The organism is Lentzea albida (assembly GCF_900111005.1).
GTDB classification, from domain to species: domain Bacteria; phylum Actinomycetota; class Actinomycetes; order Mycobacteriales; family Pseudonocardiaceae; genus Lentzea; species Lentzea albida.
In genome coordinates this window covers 327,507-347,978 of record NZ_FOFV01000010.1, presented here as the reverse complement: position 1 = coordinate 347,978, position 20,472 = coordinate 327,507, and the positions used below count along the sequence as shown (strand labels likewise).

16 protein-coding genes are annotated in these 20,472 nt (G+C 70.5%); 9 read left to right on the top strand and 7 right to left on the bottom strand.

What is annotated here, in order from left to right; all coding sequences use genetic code 11:
• A partial coding sequence (locus tag BMY74_RS25350; protein ID WP_143091699.1) for an integrase core domain-containing protein occupies window positions 1-339 on the top strand: 339 nt, incomplete at its 5' end.
• 1,724 nt (window positions 340-2,063) lie between these two features.
• On the opposite strand, the gene ligA is transcribed toward BMY74_RS25350, so the two are convergent.
• From ligA to BMY74_RS25335, 3 genes are read right to left on the bottom strand one after another with little or no spacing between them, the layout of a single operon-like run.
• Entirely contained in the window at window positions 2,064-4,058 is a 1,995-nt protein-coding gene (ligA, locus tag BMY74_RS25345; protein WP_089920226.1) for an NAD-dependent DNA ligase LigA, read from the bottom strand.
• A gap of 57 nt (window positions 4,059-4,115) precedes the next feature.
• A complete protein-coding gene (locus BMY74_RS25340; RefSeq protein WP_089920331.1) occupies window positions 4,116-4,916 on the bottom strand; it encodes an alpha/beta fold hydrolase in 801 nt (266 codons plus the stop codon).
• Window positions 4,916-5,725, bottom strand: a complete 810-nt coding sequence (locus tag BMY74_RS25335) for an LLM class flavin-dependent oxidoreductase (protein WP_089920224.1) — start codon at window positions 5,723-5,725, stop codon at window positions 4,916-4,918. The genes BMY74_RS25340 and BMY74_RS25335 overlap by 1 nt, the downstream gene beginning before the upstream one ends.
• An 86-nt stretch (window positions 5,726-5,811) precedes the next feature.
• Here BMY74_RS25335 and BMY74_RS25330 point away from each other — a divergent pair, with 86 nt between their 5' ends.
• Window positions 5,812-6,675: a LysR family transcriptional regulator gene (locus BMY74_RS25330; RefSeq protein ID WP_089920222.1), complete on the top strand. Its 864-nt coding sequence runs from the start codon at window positions 5,812-5,814 to the stop codon at window positions 6,673-6,675.
• On the opposite strand, the gene BMY74_RS25325 is transcribed toward BMY74_RS25330, so the two are convergent.
• A complete protein-coding gene (locus tag BMY74_RS25325) occupies window positions 6,672-6,902 on the bottom strand; it encodes a hypothetical protein (protein WP_089920220.1) in 231 nt (76 codons plus the stop codon). The genes BMY74_RS25330 and BMY74_RS25325 overlap by 4 nt on opposite strands.
• A gap of 96 nt (window positions 6,903-6,998) precedes the next feature.
• Here BMY74_RS25325 and BMY74_RS25320 point away from each other — a divergent pair, with 96 nt between their 5' ends.
• The 4 genes from BMY74_RS25320 to BMY74_RS25305 all read left to right on the top strand — a co-directional run bounded on the left by BMY74_RS25320 (window position 6,999) and on the right by BMY74_RS25305 (window position 11,085).
• Complete coding sequence (locus BMY74_RS25320) at window positions 6,999-7,976, top strand: pyridoxal-phosphate dependent enzyme (protein ID WP_245786349.1); 978 nt, start codon at window positions 6,999-7,001, stop codon at window positions 7,974-7,976.
• Window positions 7,973-9,094 carry an ArgE/DapE family deacylase gene (locus tag BMY74_RS25315; RefSeq protein ID WP_089920217.1) on the top strand — a complete coding sequence of 374 codons (1,122 nt, stop codon included), beginning with the start codon at window positions 7,973-7,975 and terminating at the stop codon, window positions 9,092-9,094. The genes BMY74_RS25320 and BMY74_RS25315 overlap by 4 nt, the downstream gene beginning before the upstream one ends.
• A 141-nt stretch (window positions 9,095-9,235) precedes the next feature.
• On the top strand, window positions 9,236-10,087 hold the full coding sequence (locus BMY74_RS25310; RefSeq protein WP_089920215.1) for an NAD(+)/NADH kinase: 852 nt from the start codon (window positions 9,236-9,238) through the stop codon (window positions 10,085-10,087).
• Between the two features lie 53 nt (window positions 10,088-10,140).
• A complete protein-coding gene (locus BMY74_RS25305) occupies window positions 10,141-11,085 on the top strand; it encodes an alpha/beta fold hydrolase (protein WP_342717944.1) in 945 nt (314 codons plus the stop codon).
• On the opposite strand, the gene BMY74_RS25300 is transcribed toward BMY74_RS25305, so the two are convergent.
• Entirely contained in the window at window positions 11,078-12,370 is a 1,293-nt protein-coding gene (locus BMY74_RS25300) for an MFS transporter (protein ID WP_089920326.1), read from the bottom strand. The genes BMY74_RS25305 and BMY74_RS25300 overlap by 8 nt on opposite strands.
• Before the next feature lie 142 nt (window positions 12,371-12,512).
• Between BMY74_RS25300 and BMY74_RS25295 the strand changes: the two genes are divergently transcribed.
• Window positions 12,513-13,184: a TetR/AcrR family transcriptional regulator gene (locus BMY74_RS25295; protein ID WP_245786348.1), complete on the top strand. Its 672-nt coding sequence runs from the start codon at window positions 12,513-12,515 to the stop codon at window positions 13,182-13,184.
• Window positions 13,185-13,515: 331 nt separating this feature from the next.
• Here the strand turns inward: BMY74_RS25295 and BMY74_RS25290 are convergent, their stop codons facing one another.
• Complete coding sequence (locus BMY74_RS25290; protein WP_089920213.1) at window positions 13,516-14,508, bottom strand: helix-turn-helix domain-containing protein; 993 nt, start codon at window positions 14,506-14,508, stop codon at window positions 13,516-13,518.
• 98 nt (window positions 14,509-14,606) lie between these two features.
• Here BMY74_RS25290 and BMY74_RS25285 point away from each other — a divergent pair, with 98 nt between their 5' ends.
• Complete coding sequence (locus BMY74_RS25285) at window positions 14,607-15,569, top strand: alpha/beta hydrolase (RefSeq protein ID WP_089920211.1); 963 nt, start codon at window positions 14,607-14,609, stop codon at window positions 15,567-15,569.
• Here BMY74_RS25285 and BMY74_RS25280 read toward each other — a convergent pair.
• Window positions 15,553-17,613 (bottom strand): cellulase family glycosylhydrolase, encoded by a 2,061-nt coding sequence (locus tag BMY74_RS25280; RefSeq protein WP_089920209.1) that lies wholly within the window; start codon window positions 17,611-17,613, stop codon window positions 15,553-15,555. The genes BMY74_RS25285 and BMY74_RS25280 overlap by 17 nt on opposite strands.
• 205 nt (window positions 17,614-17,818) lie before the next feature.
• Between BMY74_RS25280 and BMY74_RS25275 the strand changes: the two genes are divergently transcribed.
• Window positions 17,819-20,446 carry a glycoside hydrolase family 9 protein gene (locus tag BMY74_RS25275; protein ID WP_245786347.1) on the top strand — a complete coding sequence of 876 codons (2,628 nt, stop codon included), beginning with the start codon at window positions 17,819-17,821 and terminating at the stop codon, window positions 20,444-20,446.
• Window positions 20,447-20,472 lie beyond the last annotated feature (26 nt).

Genomic DNA, 20,472 nt, shown 5'->3' with positions numbered 1-20,472 from the left:
ATCGCCTGGTTCGCCGACCGCGATGTCATGGTCGAAAGAGTGTTGTCCGACAACGGATCCTGCTACCGCTCGCATGCCTGGCGCGACGCCTGCGCCGAGCTCGGCGTCCGGCACAAACGGACCCGGCCCTACCGTCCGCAGACCAATGGCAAGATCGAACGCTTCCACCGCACCCTGGCCGACGGCTGGGCCTACGCCCGCCACTACCCCTCAGAAACCCAGCGCCGAGCAGCCCTGCCCGGCTGGCTGCATTTCTACAATCACCACCGAGCTCACTCCGCCCTCGGAGGCCAGCCACCCATCACCCGGCTGACCAACCTCCCTGGACATCACATCTAGGGCGTGTGTCGAGGTCCGGTTCGCGTCCGCCGCGCCGCGGCCGTCCGACGTCGGCCCGCACCATCCGGGCGGAGCGCTCGTCCTGCCCGCCCGCCGCTCGTCCGAGCCGATTTCCCGGTGACGTGCCGTCGGAGCGGACGGGCCGGCACGCGGTGAGCGACCACACAGATCGTTCCGGAAACACAACGGGCACCACGCCCGTTGTACAGGTTGGTCGGTGCGATCCGTGTCCCCCGGGCCTCACCTCAACGCCTCCGCGGAAGACCGTTCGGCTGGTACCGCGCAGAGCCACTCGCCGAGAGGCGACCGATCGCACCGGCCTTTTCCAGCTCGCCCTCAAGCAGTCAGCCTCCCCGACAGGCGGCTTGAGGGCGTCCGGTCGGCGCGGGCCTCTCCTGCCGCGCCGACCACCCGTTCCTCCTCGCACACCGTTTCTCCTTGCACACGAAGGTGTTCGGCGTTCCGGATGGTGACCCGCCACACAGGTTCCCCTGGAACACAACAGAAGTGCGCGCCGTTGTACAGGTTGGTCGGTGCGGAACGAGTCCCCGGGCCCCAACACAATCGCCTTCGCGGAATACCGTTCAGCTGGAGCCGCGTCGTGCCCACCGCCGAGAGGCGACCGCCGCACCGACCACGAACTCCGCCTCAGGTTGTTGTCCCCCAGACGACTTGAGGCCTCCCGCCGGCTGGAACGTGCCCTCACCCCCATAGGGGAACGTTCTGCCGGCACCGCCCTCAAGTCGTCACCCCCGGCGGCTTGAGGGTCTTCAACTTGCGGGACAACGACTCCGGTGAGCGAGCACACAGATCGTCCCGGAAACACAACGGAGCCCCGCGCCGTTGTACAGGGTGGTCGGTGCGGAACGAGTCCCCGGGCCCCAACACAATCGCCTTCGCGGAATACCGTTCGGCAGGAACCGCGTCGTGCCCACCGCCGAGAGGCGACCGCCGTACCGACCGACCAAGCCCCGCCCGCGAGCCGTGACCCCCAGACGGCTCAAGGGTTTCCGCCGGTGGACGTGCCCTCTTTTCGAGAGGTGCACGGTTCCGCCGGCACCATCCTCAGGCCGCTGCCCCTCGGCGGACTGAGGACTCGGCCCCCACGCTGCCGTCCTCCCCCAGGCAGCGTGGGGGCTTTTTCGCGTTCTTGGTGGCGGCGCCTTGCTCTGGCGAGGCGGGCTTCGCCCTCATCCGGGTGGCAGCCCCCTTCCCCAGCAACGCAGAGGCCTGTCGCATTCGGGTGGCGGCGCCTTGTTCTGGCAAGGCGGGGCTGTGCCCGCATCCCGGGTGGCAGCCTCCTACCCCGGCAACGCGGAAGCCTTCCGCTTCCGGGTGGCAGCCGCCAACCCCGCCGACGCGGAAGCTCTTCCGCATCCGCGGGCAGCACCTCGCTTGGCAACGCGGAAGCCCTCCGCACTGCGGGCAGCACCTCGCTTGGCGGCGCGGGCTCTTCATTCGCGGCCGGCAACGCCCGCCTGGACAGCGGCGGCCATCGAAAGTCGCGCCGACAGCGCTTTCCCATGAAGGGTCTGGCCCTGCCCGTTCCAGCGCCAGGTGGCCCGACGCTGGACGGCGCCCCTCAGGCCGCGCCTTGCGGATCCGGCCACGCTTCCCAACGCGGCTTGCCGCGTCGTCCGCGTGCCCCAACCGGAACCCGAGCCACCTCCGGCCGCGCGGCCTCCCCGGAACGGCGCTTTCCCGCGCCGGCCCCGCACCGCCTGTCAGGCGATGCCCGCGGCGATCAGCTTCGTCCAGATCTCGCCCTGGTCCACCACCTCGACGCCGAGCTTCTCCGCCTTCGTCAGCTTGTTGGCGCCCACGCCCTCGCCCGTGATGAGCAGGTCGGTGGTGGCCGAGACGGAGGAGGCGGCGGTGGCGCCCGCTCGTTCGCACATCTTCTGGAACGTCGGGCGGGTGACCTTCTCGCCTGAGCGCGGGTCGCTGATGGAGCCCGTGATCACGACCGACTTGCCTTCCAGGGGTGCGCCCGCCACCACGACCGGGGGGAGGTCCTCTTCGCGGACCTCCAGGGAGACGCCTCGGTCGCGGAGGCGTTCGATCTCCGGGCGGAGGCGGGCCAGGTGCTGGGTGAGGGACTCGGCCACCTTCTGGCCGATGTCCTCCACCGCCACCAGCTTCTCGACGCCCGCGTCGGCCACCTCCTCCAGGGAGCCGAAGCCCGCTCGGCACAGGCGGGCGGCCGTGCCTTCGGAGGCCATGGGGATCGAGAGGCCGATCAGGGCTCGGCGCAGGCCCACGGAGCGGCTGCGGTCGATGGACTCGATCATGCGGGTCGCGGAGACCTCGCCGACGCGGTCGAACTCCAGCAGGCGTTCCTTGGTGAGGGTGTAGAAGTCGGACGGGTTCACCAGGTCGCCCGTCTCGGCGAGGCGTTCGATCCACACCTGGCCGATGGCGTCGATGTCGGCGGCGGCGCGGGAGGACCAGTGGATGAGGCGGCGCACGGTCTGGGCCGGGCAGGCGGCGTTGGTGCAGAACAGTTCGCGGCTGTTGCCCTGCTCCGTCAGCGGTTGGGCGCAGGACGGGCACTCCGAGGGCGGGACGATCTCCTGCTCGGTGCCGGTGCGCTTCGACTCGTCGAGGACGCCCGCGACGAACGGGATCACGTCGCCCGCGCGGCGGACGAGGACCGTGTCGCCGATCTTGATGTTCTTCGAGCGGATGACCTCCTGGTTCGCGAGCGTCGCGCGCGTCACCGTGGTGCCGCCCACGAACACGGGCTCGAGCCACGCCACCGGGGCGATCTTGCCCGTCTTGCCCACGTCCCAGACGACGTCCTTCAGGACCGTCGTCTTCTCCTCGGCGGCGAACTTGTACGCGATCGCGCCGCGCGGGGACGACGAACGGGTGCCCGCGGCGGCGAACGCGTCGCGGTTCGCCAGGCGCAGCACGGCGCCGTCGAGGTCGTAGTCGAGCGTGTTGCGCGCCTGCTCGATGCCGCCGATCAGCTCCTGGGCCTCGGCGGCGGTCGTGCAGTGCTTCATCTCGGCGACGCTGAAACCCAGCTTGCGCAAGCCCGCGTCGAGGTCGGAGTCGGCGCTCTCCGGCTCGGTCGTCAGGTCGAACGCGAAGAACTGCATGCGCCGGCCCTCGACGGCCTTCGGGTCCTTGGCGCGCAACGTGCCCGCGGCCGCGTTGCGCGGGTTGATCAACGGCTTGTCCGGGTGCGCCGCGTTGTACTTGTCGAACGTCGAGCGCAGCATCACACACTCGCCGCGCACCTCGACCCGGCCCGGTGCCTCGACCTTGTCCGGCACGCCGTCGCACAGCGCGCGCGTGAGGAACGTGACGTCGTCACCCGTCGTGCCGTCGCCACGGGTCACAGCGCGCGCCAGGCGGCCGTTCTCGTACACCAGCGCGAGCGACAGCCCGTCGAGCTTCGGCATGACGACCACGGGCTGGCCGGGGAACCGCGAGAAGAACGACTCGACCTGCTCGGGCTTGTTCGCCTTCTCGAGCGACAGCATCGGCCGCGAGTGCCGCACCGGCGCGTGCAGCACCGAAGGCGCGCCCACGTGGTCCAGCGGGTTGTCCTGCGGCGCCAGCTCCGGGTGCTCGGCCACCAGCGCGCGGAACTCGTCCTCGATCGCGTCGTACTCGGCGTCCGCCACCAGCGGCTCGCCCTGGTAGTACGCGTCACGCAGTTCGACGATCCGCGCGGCGAGCTCCTGAATCCGATCCCCAGCTGCACTCATGGACGGGACGTTACCCGGCACCCCTGACAATTCCGTGCAGCCGCGATCGAGCACCGCTCAAGCCGAGTGCTCCACCAGAGCGTCGACGAACCGCGGCCACACCGGACGGGGGAGGTCGTGCCCGACCGAGTCCAGCACGAGCAGGGAAGCACCGGGCACGGCGTCACGCAGAGCTTCCCCGTGCTCCAGGGGAAAGACCGGATCGAGCGAACCGTGTACCACCAAAGTGGGCGCGACGACGTCACCGAACCCGCCAGCACGCGGAGCGTCGAACGAGATGCAGAAGTGGTTGGACATAGCCGAATCCACGTTCACCGTCCGTGCGACGTCCTGCACTGCCAGTTGCCGTACGTGCTCCTCGTCGAAGTACGGCGATGGACCCGCATAAGCCCGTAGCACCGACACGATCTTCTCCACATCGGACGGAGCCTCCTCGGAAGACGCCTCCAGGAACGCCTCGGTCATCGGCGGCAGGTCCGGGTCACCGGTGGTGGTCGCGACGAACGTCAGCGACGCCACCCGATCCGCGTGCTCCACTCCCAGAGCCAGAGCGATGGCACCGCTCATCGACCGTCCGACCACATGGGCCCGTGCGACACCCAACGCGTCGAGGATCCCCACGGCGTCCAGCACCATGTCCGACAACACATACCCCGGCCGCCCCGGCGGATAGCTCACCGACAACCCGGTGTCCCGGTTGTCATAACGGATCACGAACCGACCCCGTGCCGCGAGAGAGGCGCACAACTCCGTCTCCCACCACAACATGGACGCGCACGCGCCGTGAATCAACAACACCGCGGGATCCGACGAGTCCCCAAAGGTCTCAACACACAACTCCACGCCGTTGACGAGCATCACCGCACCGCCGGTCCATCACGGAGCACGCCACGCACGTGATCCACGGACAAAGAAGCAGGGTCGAACGCCGTCAGGCACCACGTGGCCCCGGCATCCACGAACGGCGTGACGTCCGCACCGGGCTCGACCTCGCACACGTAGTCGAACGGTCCACCGGACCGCAAGGCCTCCACCTTCCCCACCGCATCAGCGAACTCGCCGGCGGACGTCAGGTTCACCGGGAAGAACCCGTCCAGCCGGGCCGCCCGGCGCATCGGCCGCGAGTTCCCCGGGAACCCGGCCGCCCACACGGGCACGCCGGGCCGCTGCACGGGTCGCGGCAGGAACCTCACACCGTCCACCGCGTAGTGCTCGCCGCGGTGGTGCACGACCTCCCCCGACCACGCCGCCCGCAGGACCTCCAGCGACTCGTCCAGCATCCGCCCGCGCACCCGGTCGTCGCACTCCTCGCCGGTCCGCGAGAACTCACCGGCGAACCGGTCGCTCCCCAGCCCCACGCCGAGCACGAGCCGCCCGCCTCCGAGCAGGTCCAGCGACGCGGTCTCGCGGGCCAGTTTCACGGGCCGGCGACGGGTGATCGCCGAGACCATCGGCCCGAACCGCAGCGCCGAGGTGGCGGACGCGACGGCGGCCAGCGTGATCCACGGGTCGGCCACGTGCGTGACGGGCTCACGCCACCGCACGTGGTCCCAGACGAACAGCCCGTGCCAGCCGACCTTCTCCGCCTCGGCGGCGAGACGAGCGACGAGCAACGGATCGGCGAGCGCGTCGAACAGCGGCAGCCACAGCGCACATCGCGGGTTCATGCCAGCAACGCTAGAAACGAACGTTCATTAACAAAAGCGATAGATTCTGCTCATAATAACCAGCATTGCTTATCATCAGAGCCGTGATGGACCTGCGGCACCTGGCCACCCTCGACGCCGTGGCCACCGAAGGCACCTTCGGCAAGGCGGCCGACCGCCTCGGTTACACCCAGTCGGCCGTCAGCCAGCAGGTCGCCGCACTGGAGAAGGCCGTCGGCGGCGCCGTCTTCGACCGCCCGGGAGGCCCGAAACCCGTCCGGCTCACGCCCCTCAGCGAGGTCGTGCTGGCGCACGGACGTGAGGTCCTCGCACGTGCCCAAGCCACCGAAGACGCCGTCGAACGCTTCAAAGCAGGCGAAGGACGCGTCGACATCGGCACGTTCCAGAGCGTCACCAACGTCATCCTCCCCACCGTGGTGCGCCAGCTCCTCACCGAACACCCGAACGCCGACATCAGGCTGTTCGAGGAGGAGACCGACCAGCCCCGCGCCGACGGCCTGGACCTGGTCTTCTTCGACGGCCGGCTGCACGGCGACGTCGAGCAGGTCAAGATCCTCGACGACCCGTACGTGCTGGTCACCCGCCCCGGCCAGTTCCCGGCGGGCCCGGTCCCGCTGCACGCCCTGCACGGCGCCGCCATGGTCGCCCAGCCGCCGATCTGCGACCAGGCCAGGGTCGAACGCGTCTACGCCGACGCCGGCGTCGAACCGCTGATCGTCTTCCGCACGGCCGACAACCGCGGCGTCCTCTCGATGGTCCGCGCCGGCATGGGTCTCGCCGTCGTGCCGCGTCTCGCGCTGGACCTGCCCACGGACCTGGACACGCACGAGCTCGAAGAACCGGGCCTTTCCCCGCGCGAGATCTACCTCGCCTGGCAGGCCAACCGCACGCTGTCACCGCTGGCCGGCCGCGTGATCGAACTGACGAAGCAAGCCGCCGAGCAGCTCTAGTCGCGCGGCCCGCGCAGCGTCAGCACCACCCGCAGCACGTGCTCGACCGCCGCGGGGAACACCGCTCCCCGCAACTCGTCGCGGTGCACCAGCGTCTGCCCGGCGAACTCGACCATGCGCTCCGGCCCGACCCGCCGCACGACCAGCGCGGCGACCTCCTCCAGGTCGAGGGCGGGGTTGTCGAGGCGGGCCAGCGCGAACTCGACGATCAGCTCCTCGTCGCTCATCCGGCGACCTCCTCCCCGACTCGTCGGATTCTCCCACCGACAAACGTCGAAAACATGCGCTGGACCGATGATCCGCGCCACCGCACGCTGTGTTCCATGACGTTCTCGCGGCCAGGAGCCCGCAGCCGCCGGTACCCGCCCGCGCCCACCGAGGTGCGGGTGTTCCACTCCGGACTGCCCGGCTACGCACCGACTCCGCTGACCGAGCTGCCGGCGCTCGCCGCGGAGCTCCGGATCGGCCGCTTGTTCGTCAAGGACGAATCCTCCCGGCTCGGACTGCCCGCTTTCAAGGCTCTCGGCGCGTCCTGGGCCGTCCACCGCGTCCTCCGGCAGCGAACGGGCCCGGTCACGCTCACCACCGCGACCGACGGCAACCACGGCCGCGCGGTCGCGCGCATGGCCCGCCTGCACGGCCAGCGCGCTCACGTGTTCGTGCCGAACACGGTCCCCGAGCACGCGATCGAGGCCATCCGCGCCGAGAACGCCCAGGTCACGGTGGTCGACGGCACGTACGACGACGCGGTCGCCGAAGCCGCGGGCGCCGACGGCGTGCTGGTGCAGGACATGGGGTGGCCCGGCTACGAGGAGGTCCCGTCCTGGATCGTCGAGGGGTACAGCACCCTGTGCCACGAGATCGACGAGCAGCTCGACGAGGAACCCGATCTCGTCGTCATCCCGGTCGGCGTCGGCTCGTTCGCGCAGGCCGTGATCACCCACTATCGCAGCCGTGAGTCCCGCACGCGCCTTCTCTCCGTCGAACCCGACAGCGCCGCCTGCGTCCTCGCCAGTCTGGAAGCGGGCGAGCTCACCACCGTCCCGACGGGTGACACGATCATGGCCGGGCTGAACTGCGGCACGCCGTCCACCACCTCGTGGCCGTTCCTGCTCCACGGCCTGGACGCAGCCGTGGCGATCTCCGATGACGAATGCACCAACGCCATGAACGACCTCCACGCGCTGAACGTCCACTCCGGACCGTGCGGCGCCGCACCTCTCGCGGGTCTGCGCGCACTCCGCAGCGACCTCGGCGACATCGGCACCGCCGTTCTCATCAGCACCGAAGGACGCCCGTGAACCCACGTGACCTGCTGGCCGACCTGATCTCCATCGACTCCGTCAACCCCGACCTCGTCCCCGGCGGCCACGGCGAACGCCGGATCGCCGACTTCTGCGCCGGCTGGCTCCAGACCCGCGGCTTCGAGGTCCACCGCCTGGAGGAACGCCCCAGCAGACCGTCGCTCGTCGCCGTCAGGAGGGGCACCGGCGGCGGGAAGTCGTTGATGCTCAACGGTCATGTCGACACCGTGGGCCTGGCGGGCTACGCCGGCGACCCGCTCCAGCCGACCGTCCAGGACGGCAGGATGTACGGCCGCGGCACGTTCGACATGAAGGGCGGGATCGCGGCCATGATGGTCGCCGCCGCCCGAGCCACCGAACGCCCGCTGCGAGGCGACGTCATCGTCGCGTGCGTCGCCGACGAGGAGCACGGCAGCTTCGGCACGGAAGAGGTGCTCCGCCACTTCACCGCCGACGCCGCCATCGTCACCGAACCCAGCCACCTCGAGGTCACGCTGGCGCACAAGGGTTTCGTATGGTTCGAGATCGAGGTAGGAGGCAGGGCGGCCCACGGCTCACGACCGGAGCTGGGCGTCGACGCCATTGCCAAGGCGGGCCACTTCCTCGTCGCGCTGGAGCAGCTCGGAGCCGACCTCGCGAACGGCCCGAAGCACCCCCTGCTCGGGACCGGCACGGTCCACGCGTCCCTGATCAGCGGTGGCGAGGAGGCCTCCACCTACCCTTCGGCGTGCAGGATCACCCTCGAACGCCGCACGGTCCCCGGCGAGTTCCCGCAGCAGGCCGAGGACGAGCTGCGGACGATCCTCGGCCACCTCACCGCCGCGGTCCCGGACTTCCGCGCCACGCTCACCCGCGGCCTGGCGAGGGACCCGTTCGAGGCCGACCCGGACGCGGAGATCGTCCGCACGCTCATCTCGAACCTGGGAGAACCGCCGGTCCTCCGCGCCGAGCCGTTCTGGACCGATTGCGCCCTGCTGGACCGCGCCGGCATCCCGTGCCTGCTGTTCGGCGTCGACGGCGCGGGCGCCCACGCGGCCACCGAGTACGTCGACCTGGCGTCGCTGGACCGCCTCACGGACGTCCTGACCGGCACGATCAGGCAGTTCTGCGGCTGAGCGCGCGGGACCGGATCGGCTGACAGGATGGTCATGCCGCCGACCTGCGAACGCGAGTCCACTGCGGACTCCTCCTCACCGCCACGCCCGCCGCCGAAATTCGGCAGACTGGAGCCGTGACGAGACTGAGGACGACCTGACGTGCACGCCGCCGGCCTGGTGCTGCACCCGCAACGAGACTCCGCCGCCGCGGTCGAGGCCGTCCTCGGCTGGGCGACCAACCGCGGTGTCGAGATCCTCGGCATCTCCGACGAGATCCAGCGCCTGCGCTGCGAGGCCACCCCGGTCACAGCGGAGGAGCTGGGCCGCCGCGCCGACCTGGTCGTGAGCCTCGGCGGCGACGGCACGATGCTGCGCGCCATGCGCCTGGCCGACGGCGAACGCGCCCCCGTCCTGGGCGTCAACCTGGGCAGACTCGGCTTCCTGGCCGAGGTCGACGTCCCGGACCTGCCCGCGGCCCTGTCCGCCATCGACGCCCACGACTTCACCGTCGAGCCGCGCCTGGCCGTCGACGCGGAGTTCCAGGGCCAGAAGGTCACGGCGTTCAACGACGTCGCCGTCGTCCGCATCCCCGGTGAGGGCGGCGCACGGGTGGCCGTACGCGTGGCGGGCCAGCCGTTCGTCAGCTACGCCGCCGACGCCGTCATCGTCGCCACCCCGACCGGCTCCACCGCGTACAGCTTCTCGGCGGGCGGCCCGATCACCAGCCCGTCCGTCGAGGCCCTGCTCGTCACCCCGGCCGCCCCGCACTCCGCCTACAGCCGCGGGGTCGTGCTCTCGGTCAACGACGACGTGGAGCTGGACCTGCTGCCGTCGAGCGGCCGCCTGGCGGTCGAGGTGGACGGCCAGGTCGCGGGCTACGTCGAGCCGGGCCAGCGGGTGTCGTTGCGCGGCCGCGCCGCCGCCGCTCGGGTGGTGAGGCTCGGGATGACCACGTTCTACCAGCGGGCGCGGCGCAAACTGCGGCTCACGGACTCCGCCGAGCTGGGTTGACGCCGGTCGGCCGCTCTGTTCGGATGTCCGCTCCGAACAGAGGCTGGGGGCCGATGGACATGGAGCTGAACAGACGCAGCGTGTTCGCGCTGGGTGCGGGCGCCGCACTCGCGATGGGCACGGGAACGGCCGGAGCCGGGAGCCCGAAGGAGCCGGACCTCCCGGGCTTCCGGCACAACCACACGCAGGTCAACGGGGTGCGCCTGCACTACGTCACGGGCGGCCGGGGCGCACCGCTCGTGCTGCTGCCGGGCTGGCCGGAGACCTGGTGGACGTTCCACAAGATCATGCCCGCGCTGGCGGAGAAGTTCCGCGTCATCGCCGTCGACCTGCGAGGACAGGGCTCGTCGGAGAAGCCGCGCGGCGGGTTCGACAAGAAGACGATGGCGACCGACGTCCGCGAGCTGGTGCGCAGGCTCGGGTACGACCAGGTGGGCGTCGTCGGGCACGACATCGGTGCCATGACGGCGTTCTCGTTCGCCGCGAACTTCCCCGAGGCCACCGCGAAGGCGGCGTTCCTCGACGTGCTGCACCCCGACGAGAGCTTCTACCAGCTCCCGCTGCTGCCCCCACCCGGTGGCTTCACGCCGTGGTGGTTCGCGTTCAACCAGGTCCAGCAGCTTCCGGAGCAGTTGCTCACCGGCCGGTTCCGGCACCTGCTCGACTGGCTGTTCGCGAACACCGCGTTCACGCCGTCCGCGATCGACGAGCGGACGCGCCAGATCTACGCGCGGGCCTACGACTCCCCGGACGCCATCCGCGCGGGCAACGGCTGGTACCAGGCGTTCCAGCAGGACATCGCGGACGGCAAGACCTACGCCAAGCTCACGCCGCCGGTGCTGGGGCTGGCGTCGGTCCTGTCCTACGACCAGTTCGTGGCGGCGCTGCCGAACGTCGCGGAGCGGCCCGAGGTCGTGCGGGTCGACGGGTCCGGCCACTGGCTCACCGAGGAGCAGCCGGACGTCGTCGCCCGCGAGATCACCCGTTTCTTCAGCTGACCGGGCGCGCCTGACGCGCGGGGATGAACGTCGCGACCACGACTGCCAGCAACGCGGTCGCGGCGCCCAGCCCCATGATCAGCTGGAAGCTGAACGGCGCGCCCACCTGCGTCAGCACGACGCCCGCCACCGCGCTCGACACCGACGTGCCGATGGCGCGCATCAGCGAGTTGAGGCTGTTGGCCGCGGCCGTCTCCGACGTCGGCACGGCGCCCATGATCAGGGCCGGCATCGCGCCGTACCCGAGGCCGATGCCGGCACCGATCACGGCCGAGACGACCACGAGCTGCCAGATCGACGTCAGCATGAAGATGCCCACGGCGTAACCGAAGGCGACGACGAGCGCGCCCATGATCAGCGTGACGCGCGGGCCGCGGGCGTTCGAGATGCGGGCGGACACCGGCGCCGTCGCCATCATGACCAGTCCGGACGGCACCAGCACCAGGCCCGTGACGAGCAACGACTGCCCGAGGCCGTGACCCGTCGAGGCCGGCAGCTGCAGGACCTGCGGCAGCACCAGCGACTGCGCGAAGAGGGCGAACGCGAACGACACCGACGCGATGTTCGTGAGCAGCACCTGACGCCGGACCGTGGTGCGCAGGTCGACCAGCGGCTGGGACGACCTCAGCTCCCACCAGCCCCACAGGCCGAGCACCAGGGCCGCCACCAGGAACAGGCCCGTGACCGCGCCGCCGCTCCACTCCGACGCCTTCGACACGCCGAGCAGCAGACTGATCAGCGCGACCGAGAGCCCGACCGCGCCGAGCAGGTCGAACCGGCCGCCGCTGCGCACCGGCGACTCCGGCACCCAGATCAGCACCGCCGCCACGGCCAGCACGCCCGCTCCCGCCGACGTCCAGAACAGCATGTGCCAGTCGCTCTGCTCGACCAGCAACGCCGCCGCGGGCAGGCCGAGCGCGCCACCGACGCCGAGCGAGGCGCTCATCAGCGCGGTCGCGCCGGCCAACCGCTCCCTCGGCAGTTCGTCGCGCATGATGCTGATGCCGAGCGGGATGACGCCGACCGCCATGCCCTGCACCACGCGCCCCACGATCAGCGGCACCAGCGAGTGGCTCAGCGCCCCGATCACCGAGCCCACGACCACCATCAGCAGGCTGACCAGCAACATCCGCCGCTTGCCGTACATGTCGCCGAGCCGCCCGATGACAGGCGTCGCGACAGCGCTGGCCAGCAGCGTCGAGGTGATCACCCACGTCGTGTCGCCGGGCGACGAGCCCAGGAGCTGCGGGAACCTCGGCAGCAGCGGGATGACGAGGGTCTGCATCAACGAGACGACGATGCCGCCCGCCGCGAGCACCGCCACGACGACGTTCGGGCGCGTCACCGGACGCGTTTCTTCGAGGAGCACGCCCCCGAGTCTAAGTCAGTCACTTGACTTAACATCGAGCGGTGCAAGGATGTCCCGGATGTCCGGAACAGAGGTGACGATGAACAAGGTGGAGAGCCAGTCCAGGGCGGAGCGCGCGCACGCCACCCGCGAGCTGATCCTCACGGCGGCCGAGCGCCTGTTCGCCGAGCACGGCGTGGTGGCAGTGTCGAACCGCCAGGTCAGCGAGGCGGCCGGACAGGGCAACAACACCGCCGTCGGCTACCACTTCGGCACCAAGGCCGACCTGGTCCGCGCCATCGCGCGCAAGCACCTGGCCCACGTCGAGGAGATCCGGCAGCGCATGGTCGCCGGCCTCGGCACCTCCCCCGGCCTGCGCGACTGGCTCGACTGCCTGGTCCGCCCGGTCACTGTGCACCTGGACGAGGTGGGCAGCCCCACCTGGTTCGCCCGCTTCGGCGCACAGGTGATGACCGACCCGACCCTGCGGCCGATCATCATCGAGGAGACGCGCTCGTCACCCTCGCAGGTGAGGATTCTGGCGGGCCTGAACGCGTGCCTGACCGACCTGCCGGACGACGTGCGGGCAGAACGCCACGACATGGCGCGCCAGCTGCTCGTGCACATGATCGCCGAACGGGAGCGCGCCCTCGCCGAGAACACGCGCACGCCGCGGGCCAGCTGGCACGACGCCGCCACGGGGCTGGTCGACGCGCTGGTCGGGTTGTGGCAGGCGCCGGTCAGCGGTTAGTCCGACGGTCGTGCGGTCGAGCTGGGGGCGGACCGCAGGCGCCACCCGCCGCAACCACGCACGCAAGCCCGGCGCGCGGTACCACCCGCACTCGCCCACGCACCGCAACCACGCACGCAGTCCTGGCGAGCGGTGCCACCCGGCGCCCACCCGCACAAGGCCGACCACGCATCCACCGTGGCGATGCGCAGCGAGCCGTCTGAACTGTGCTGCTTTGGGAGCCGGTGCACCCCAACACTCGTCAAGACCCGCGCAACCAGGCCACGCAACGCGACCCGACCAACCAGACGCGACCAACCCCGCTGGAACGCGACAACCGCACACCCACGGACTAGTCGGACGCGTTCTCCCGCAGCCGCCGCAACATCAGCGCCAGGTGCAACCGGAACCGGCCGTGCGCCTCGTCGAGACCGAACCCCAGCACCGACTCGGCGCGTGCCAGCCGGGCCGTCATCGTGCTGTGGTGGCGGTGCAGCACCGTCGCCGCCTTGCGCAGCGAACCGGTGGCGCACACCGCGTCCAGCATCGCGATCATGCCCGGCTCGCCGGCCAGGCGGTCGAGCGCGGCCACGTCGGGCAGCGCCGAGACGTCCGCGGGCGTGAGACGTTCGGCCAGCAGCCCGAGGCTGCCGAGCTTCTCCCACCACACCACCGGCTCACCGTCCGATGTGTACCGCAGCGCCGTTCGCGCGCCCTGCCACGACTTCGCCGCGTCCATCGCGGGCAGCAGGGGTCCGACGCCGAGCCGGCCGCGCGTTTCCGGCACGTCGGCGGTCAACGTCGCCCGCACGTTCCCCAGCACCACCGACCGTCCTGGCACCTCCCCCGTCGACGCAAGCACGCGCACCGGGGCGGTGGCGGCGATGCCGAGCAGGTGCAGGGCGCGGGAACGTTCCGCCGTGCCAACGCTTTCCGAGAGGACCAGCTCGATGAGCGCGGGGTCGCCCAGCTCCGGCAGCGGCACGCTCGAGTGCTCCAGGAGCACGGCGGCGGCGATCGCGAACCGTTCGAGCAGCATGTCGTCGAGCGGAACCGCAGCACCCTCCCGCGCGACCCAGACCTGCACGCCGCCTTCCAGCGGGCGGACCGCGGCGCGTGCGGGCACCGGACCCGCCGTGACGGCACCGCCGGCGTCGGCGCGCAGCGAGAGGCCCTGGCCGGGCGCGTGCAGGCCGACCGGGCAGCCCGCGAGCTCGGACGTGCTGCGCACCAACGTGTCGAGGCTCGCGCGCTCGGTGATCAGGCGATCGAAGAAACCGATCACCCTCACGGCGCTCTCGGCGTCGGCGTCCAGCCCGGACAGCCTCAGCAGCAAACCTCTCATTCAGACACCATAGCCCCGACAGGTGGCTGGAGAGAGACGCGAATCACCCGCCACGTGTCGGCTGCCCGCACCGCCGCACCGAGCCGAGGATCAACGACATGAGCTACGACATCGATCCCGAAGTCCTGCCCTGGCTCGACATGCTGCCGCAGTTCGACATGACCAGCAACGAGGCCGTGGCGTTCGCCCGTTCCCAGCAGTCCGAGCTGGCCCACCTCATGCCGGTCTACGAGCCGGTCAACCAGATCGACGTCCGCGACGAGACGGTCCCCGGCCCGTCCGGCGCCCCCGACGTCCGGGTGCGGGTCTACCGCCGCGCCGGTACCGAGAACCCCGTGCCGGGCCTGGTCTACATCCACGGCGGCGGGTTCATCGTCGGCAGCGTCGAGATGTTCGACGCGCACGCGAAGAAGATCCTCGACGAGCTCGACATCGTGATCGTGTCCGTCGACTACCGGCTGGCGCCGGAGAACCCGTTCCCGGCACCGGTCGAGGACTGCTACGCGGCCCTGGTGTGGACGGCGGCCAAGGCGGACGAGCTGGGCATCGACCCCGCACGCCTCGGTGTCGGCGGCGAGAGCGCCGGTGGTGGGCTCGCCGCCGGAACGGTGCTGCTCTCGCGCGACCGCGGCGGCCCCGCGCTCGCCTTCCAGTACCTCGGCATCCCCGAGCTCGACGACCGCCTCGACACCGAGTCGATGCGGGACTACGTCGACACCCCGCTGTGGAACCGCCCCAACGCGATCTACAGCTGGACCGCCTACCTCGGCGGCGAGCGGGGCGGCGAGGACGTCTCGCCCTACGCCGCACCCGCCCGCGCGACCGACCTCTCGGGCCTTCCGCCCGCCTTCGTCACCGTGTGCCAGTACGACCCGCTGCGCGACGAGGGCATGGAGTACGCCCGGCGCCTCGCCCACGCGGGCGTGGCGACCGAGCTGCGCCTCTACCCCGCCACGTTCCACGGCACGGCGCTGGTCGAGAGCGCGGCGATCACGCGCCGGATGTTCGCCGACGAGATCGACGCGCTCCGCCTCGGCCTGAAGGTCACGGACTCCCGCTGACGGAACTGCCCGACCTGGTGACGTGGTAGGTGACGGTGGCGCCGCTCCAGTAGTGGAACGTCAGCGTCACCCGCGCGTTGTCGTTGACCTCGGCGAAGAACTCCGGGGTCAGCGTCGTCGCGCCGGTCGTGTAGTTCGGCGCGAACGCCCGGTCGAACTCCTTGAACGACGTCCAGTTGTGCGGTCCCGCGTTCGACCCGTCCGCGTACTTCGCCTCCATCGTGGCGAGCAGGTCGCCGCGGAACGTGGTCGGGATCGAGAACGAGCTCGTCGTGCCGGTCGCGCTCGCCAGCACCGGGGTGTCGTGGGTGACCAGGTTGATCCGCCACGGCACCCCGGCCGAGAAGTGCGCTGTCAGCACGGCGTTCGTGCCGTAGGCGCGGGATCCGCTGAGCCGGGTCATCGCCGGCGCGGTGAGGGTGAGCTGGTCGCCCGAGACCGTGTAGTCGGAGCCGCGCACCAGTTCGGTCGTGCCCTGGCGCAGGCCGCTGAACGTGGTTCCGTTGGTGTTCAACGTGATCGTCTTGGCGGAGACGGCACCGGACCTGGCGCTGAACACCTGGTCGGTCGACGCCGTGCCGGACCGGGTGGACCAGCTCGACCTGATCTGCGCGGCGAGTTCGGGATCGCTCCACTGGAAGGACGTGCGGCCGAGGTGCTGGCCGTTGTCCCACAGCATCGTCGTGATCTTCTTGGTGCGCGCGTAGTACCCGAGGTGCTCGAAGAACTTGAGCTTCTCTCCCTGTTCGATCGTGCCGGTGTGCCGGTCGAACCCGAGCAGCCCGTACTCGCCGAGGACCACCGGCACGCCGCGGGCGACGAAGGTGTTGTACACGCGGTCGAAGGAGTCGGTCAGGTCCTTCTGCGCGGTCGCGTCGTAGCGCGTGCCGCCGGCGACGTTCACGCTGAACGGCCAGTAGCCGTAGTAGTGGAAGGTGGCGACCAGGTTCGGGTCGTTGAAACCTCGGATCGACGTCGCCAGCTCGTCGAGCCGGGCCTGCTCGGACGACGTGTGCAGGGTGGGCAGCACGAGCAGGCGGCTCGCGTTGTTGCCGCCCGAGCGCCGCACGATGTCGCGGAAGGATGCGTTCAGTTCGTGCAGGAGCTGCGCGTTCTGGGCGTCACCCGAGCTGCCGGTGAACTGCGGCTCGTTGACGCTCTCGAACACGAGCCTGCCCGGTGAGTCCCTGAACGCGGTCGCGAGCTGCGTCCAGATCGCGTTGTAGCGCGTGAGCACACCGGTCCGGTTCGACGGCATGGCCGAGATCCACTGCCACGAGTCGTGGTGGATGTTGATCATCACCTGGAAGCCGTCCGCGAGCGCCCAGCCGACGACCTCCTTGACGCGGTTCAGGTACGCGGCCTCGATCACGTGGTCCGAGCCCTGGTGCTGGCCCCACGTGATGGGGATGCGGATGCTCTTGAAGCCCTGCGCCTTCACGTTGTCCAGCAAGGCCTCCGTGACACGCGGGTTGCTCCACGACGTCTCGTCGCTCCCGGTCGAGTCGAGCGTGTTGCCGAGGTTCCAGCCGGGCTGCATCGCCTCCACCTGCGCCATGGCGTCGCCGGGCACGGGGTTTCCGGTCGTCGTCGTGGTGGTCGTCGTCGTGGTGGTCGTCGTCGGCGAGGGGCCCGGCTCGCCGGTGCACGTGACGCCGTTGAGGGCGAACGACCGCGGCGCGGTGTTCGTGCCGGACCAGCTGCCGTTGAAGCCGAACGAAACCTTGGCGTTCGGTTCGATCACCGCGTTGTAGCCGGCGTTCGACGCCGTGGCCTCGGCGCCCGAGGACGTGACGGTGGCGTTCCACGCCTGGGTCACCTGCTGCCCGGACGGCCACGTCCAGGTCAACCGCCAGCCGTCGACGCGCTCGCCGAGGTTCGTCACCGACACGGCCGCGGTGAACCCGTTCTGCCACTGGCTGGGAACCGCGTAGTCGACCTCGCAACCCGGCGCCGCGGCGGCGGGAGCCACGATCGCAAGGCCGGCGCTCGCCGCCACCGAGACGAAAGCCGCCGCCAGCGCGGCGACACGCCTTCCGGTCATGACACACCTCCTGAGCCTGGGAGCGTTCCCAGGCCTCGGGACTGTACTGAGCCACCCGGAAGGCGGACAGGCGTTCCGTCGATTCGACTCGAACGCGGAATCGCCTCTGTCACACGGACTTCGTGACCGTTACAGTCCGAATTCTGGGAGCGCTCCCAGATCCGGGACCTTGGAGGCTGACGTGCACACTCGCGGGTTCAGAGCCGTGGCAGTCGTCCTCGCCGCGCTGCTGGCGGGGATGGCGGGCCCGTTCGTGGCACCGTCGGCGGCCGCGCCCGCGTTCAACTACGGCGAGGCGTTGCAGAAGTCCGTCTGGTTCTACGACGCCCAGCGGTCCGGGCGGCTACCGGCGGGCAATCGCGTGAGCTGGCGCGCCGACTCGGCCGTGCGCGACGGTTCGGACGTCGGCCTGGACCTGTCCGGTGGCTTCTACGACGCCGGCGACCACGTGAAGTTCGGGCTCCCGTTCGCGTTCAGCATGTCGATGCTCGCGTGGGGCGCCGTGGAGAACCGGGCCGCCTACACGAGTTCCGGTCAGCTCCCGCACCTGCTGGCGAACCTGAGGCACGGCACCGACTGGATCATCAAGGCGCACCCGTCCCCGAACGTCGTCTACGGGCAGATCGGCGCGGGCAACCCCGACCACGCCTGGTGGGGATCGGCCGAGGTCATGCCGATGGCCCGTCCGTCGTACAAAGTGGACAGTTCGTGTCCCGGCTCCGACCTCGCGGGCGAGTACGCGGCGGCGATGGCGTCGGCGTCGATGGTCTTCCAGAGCACCGATCCGGCCTACTCGGCCACCCTGCTCACGCACGCCAAGCAGCTCTACACCTTCGCCGACACCTACCGCGGCAAGTACAGCTCGTGCATCACGGACGCCGCGAGCTTCTACAACTCGTGGAGCGGCTACCAGGACGAGCTGGTGTGGGGCGCGATCTGGCTGCACCGCGCGACCGGGGACGCGAGCTACCTGACCAAGGCGAAGGCGGAGTACCAGAAGCTCGGCACCGAACCGCAGAGCTCCGAGCGCTCCTACAAGTGGACCATCGCGTGGGACGACAAGTCCTACGGCGCCTACGTTCTGATGGCACAGCTGACCGGCGAGCAGACCTACGTCACCGACGCCAACCGCTGGCTCGACTTCTGGACGACCGGCCACAACGGCAACCGGGTGCGCTACTCCCCCGGCGGCCAGGCGGTGCTCGACAGCTGGGGATCGCTGCGGTACGCCGCCAACACCGCGTTCGCCGCGCTGACGTATTCGGACTGGCTGTCCACACGCGACAGCACCCGCGCGCGGACCTACCACGACTTCGGCGTCCGGCAGATCAACTACGCGCTGGGCGACAACCCGCGCAACGCGAGCTACGTCGTCGGTTTCGGCACCAACCCGCCGCGCAACCCGCACCACCGCGGCGCGCACGGCTCGTGGGCCGACAGCATCCAGGAACCCACCGTCAGCCGCCACGTGCTGTACGGCGCGTTGGTCGGCGGCCCGAGCACCAACAACGACGCCTACACCGACAGCCGCAGCGACTACGTGATGAACGAGGTCGCGCTCGACTACAACGCGGGCTTCACCGGCGCCCTCGCCCGGTTGTACGGGGAGTACGGCGGCGCGCCGCTCACGTCGTTCCCGGTCGCGGAGACCCCGGACGGCCCCGAGTTGACCGTGCAGGCGTCGGTGAACCAGAGCGCCGCCCAGTTCACCGAGATCAAGGCGTTCGTGCTGAACAAGAGCGCGTGGCCAGCGCGGACGTTCAACGGCTCGCTGCGCTACTACTTCACACTCGACGGATCGACGACGCCGAGCCAGATCACCGTCACCACGAACTACAACCAGTGCGGCACACCGAGTGCGCCGACCCAGCACAGCGGCTCGGTGTACTACGTGGACGTGCCGTGTCCGGGCGTCGCGCCGGCCGGGCAGTCCGCGTTCCGCAAGGAGGTGCAGTTCCGCATCACCAGCGCCGGCACGTGGGACCCGTCCAACGACTGGTCGCACGCCGGGCTCGGCAGCGGCAACACCGTCGCCCAGACCGAGCGGATCGTGCTGCGCCAGGACGGGAACACCGTGTGGGGCACCGAGCCCGGTGGTGGCGTGCCGGACAGCGAAGCGCCGTCCGTCCCCAGTGGACTGATCGCTTCCAACGCCGGGACCACCGCCGTCACCCTGAGCTGGACGGCCTCCTCGGACAACGTCGGGGTGGCGGGGTACGACGTGCTCAACGGCACTACCGTCACGGGCACGACGTCGGCGACGAGCCTCCGGGTCACCGGTCTCACACCGGACACGCCGTACTCGTTCTCGGTGCGCGCACGGGACTCGGCGGGCAACGCGTCGGCCGCGAGCACCCCGGTCACGACACGCACGCTCCCCGGTGTCGCGAGCACGCTCACCGTGCAGCAAAGGGGATCCGGCGCGGCAACGTCCAACCAGGTCGGCGCGACGCTCCAGCTGACGAACCGCGGCACGTCGGCGGCCGGCCTGACCGGCACCACGATCCGGTACTGGTTCACCGGTGACGCACCCTCGCCGGCCTACCAGGTGTGGTGCGACTGGGCGCAGATCGGCTGCGCCTCCGTCCAGGTGCGCGTCGTGAAGCTCGCGACCGCCCGCCCGGGAGCCGACGCGTACCTGGAGGTGACGTTCGCGTCCGGCACGCTCGCGGCCGGGGCGAGCACGGGCGAGATCCAGGTGAGGGCAGCGAAGTCCGATTGGTCCTCTTTCACCCAGTCCGACGACCACAGCTACCGCGTGAGCGCTCTCACGGACTTCGACCGGGTCACCGCCCACACCGGTGGTGCCCTCGTGTGGGGCGTGGAGCCCTGACCGACCTCGGGGCGGGACGTTCTGCG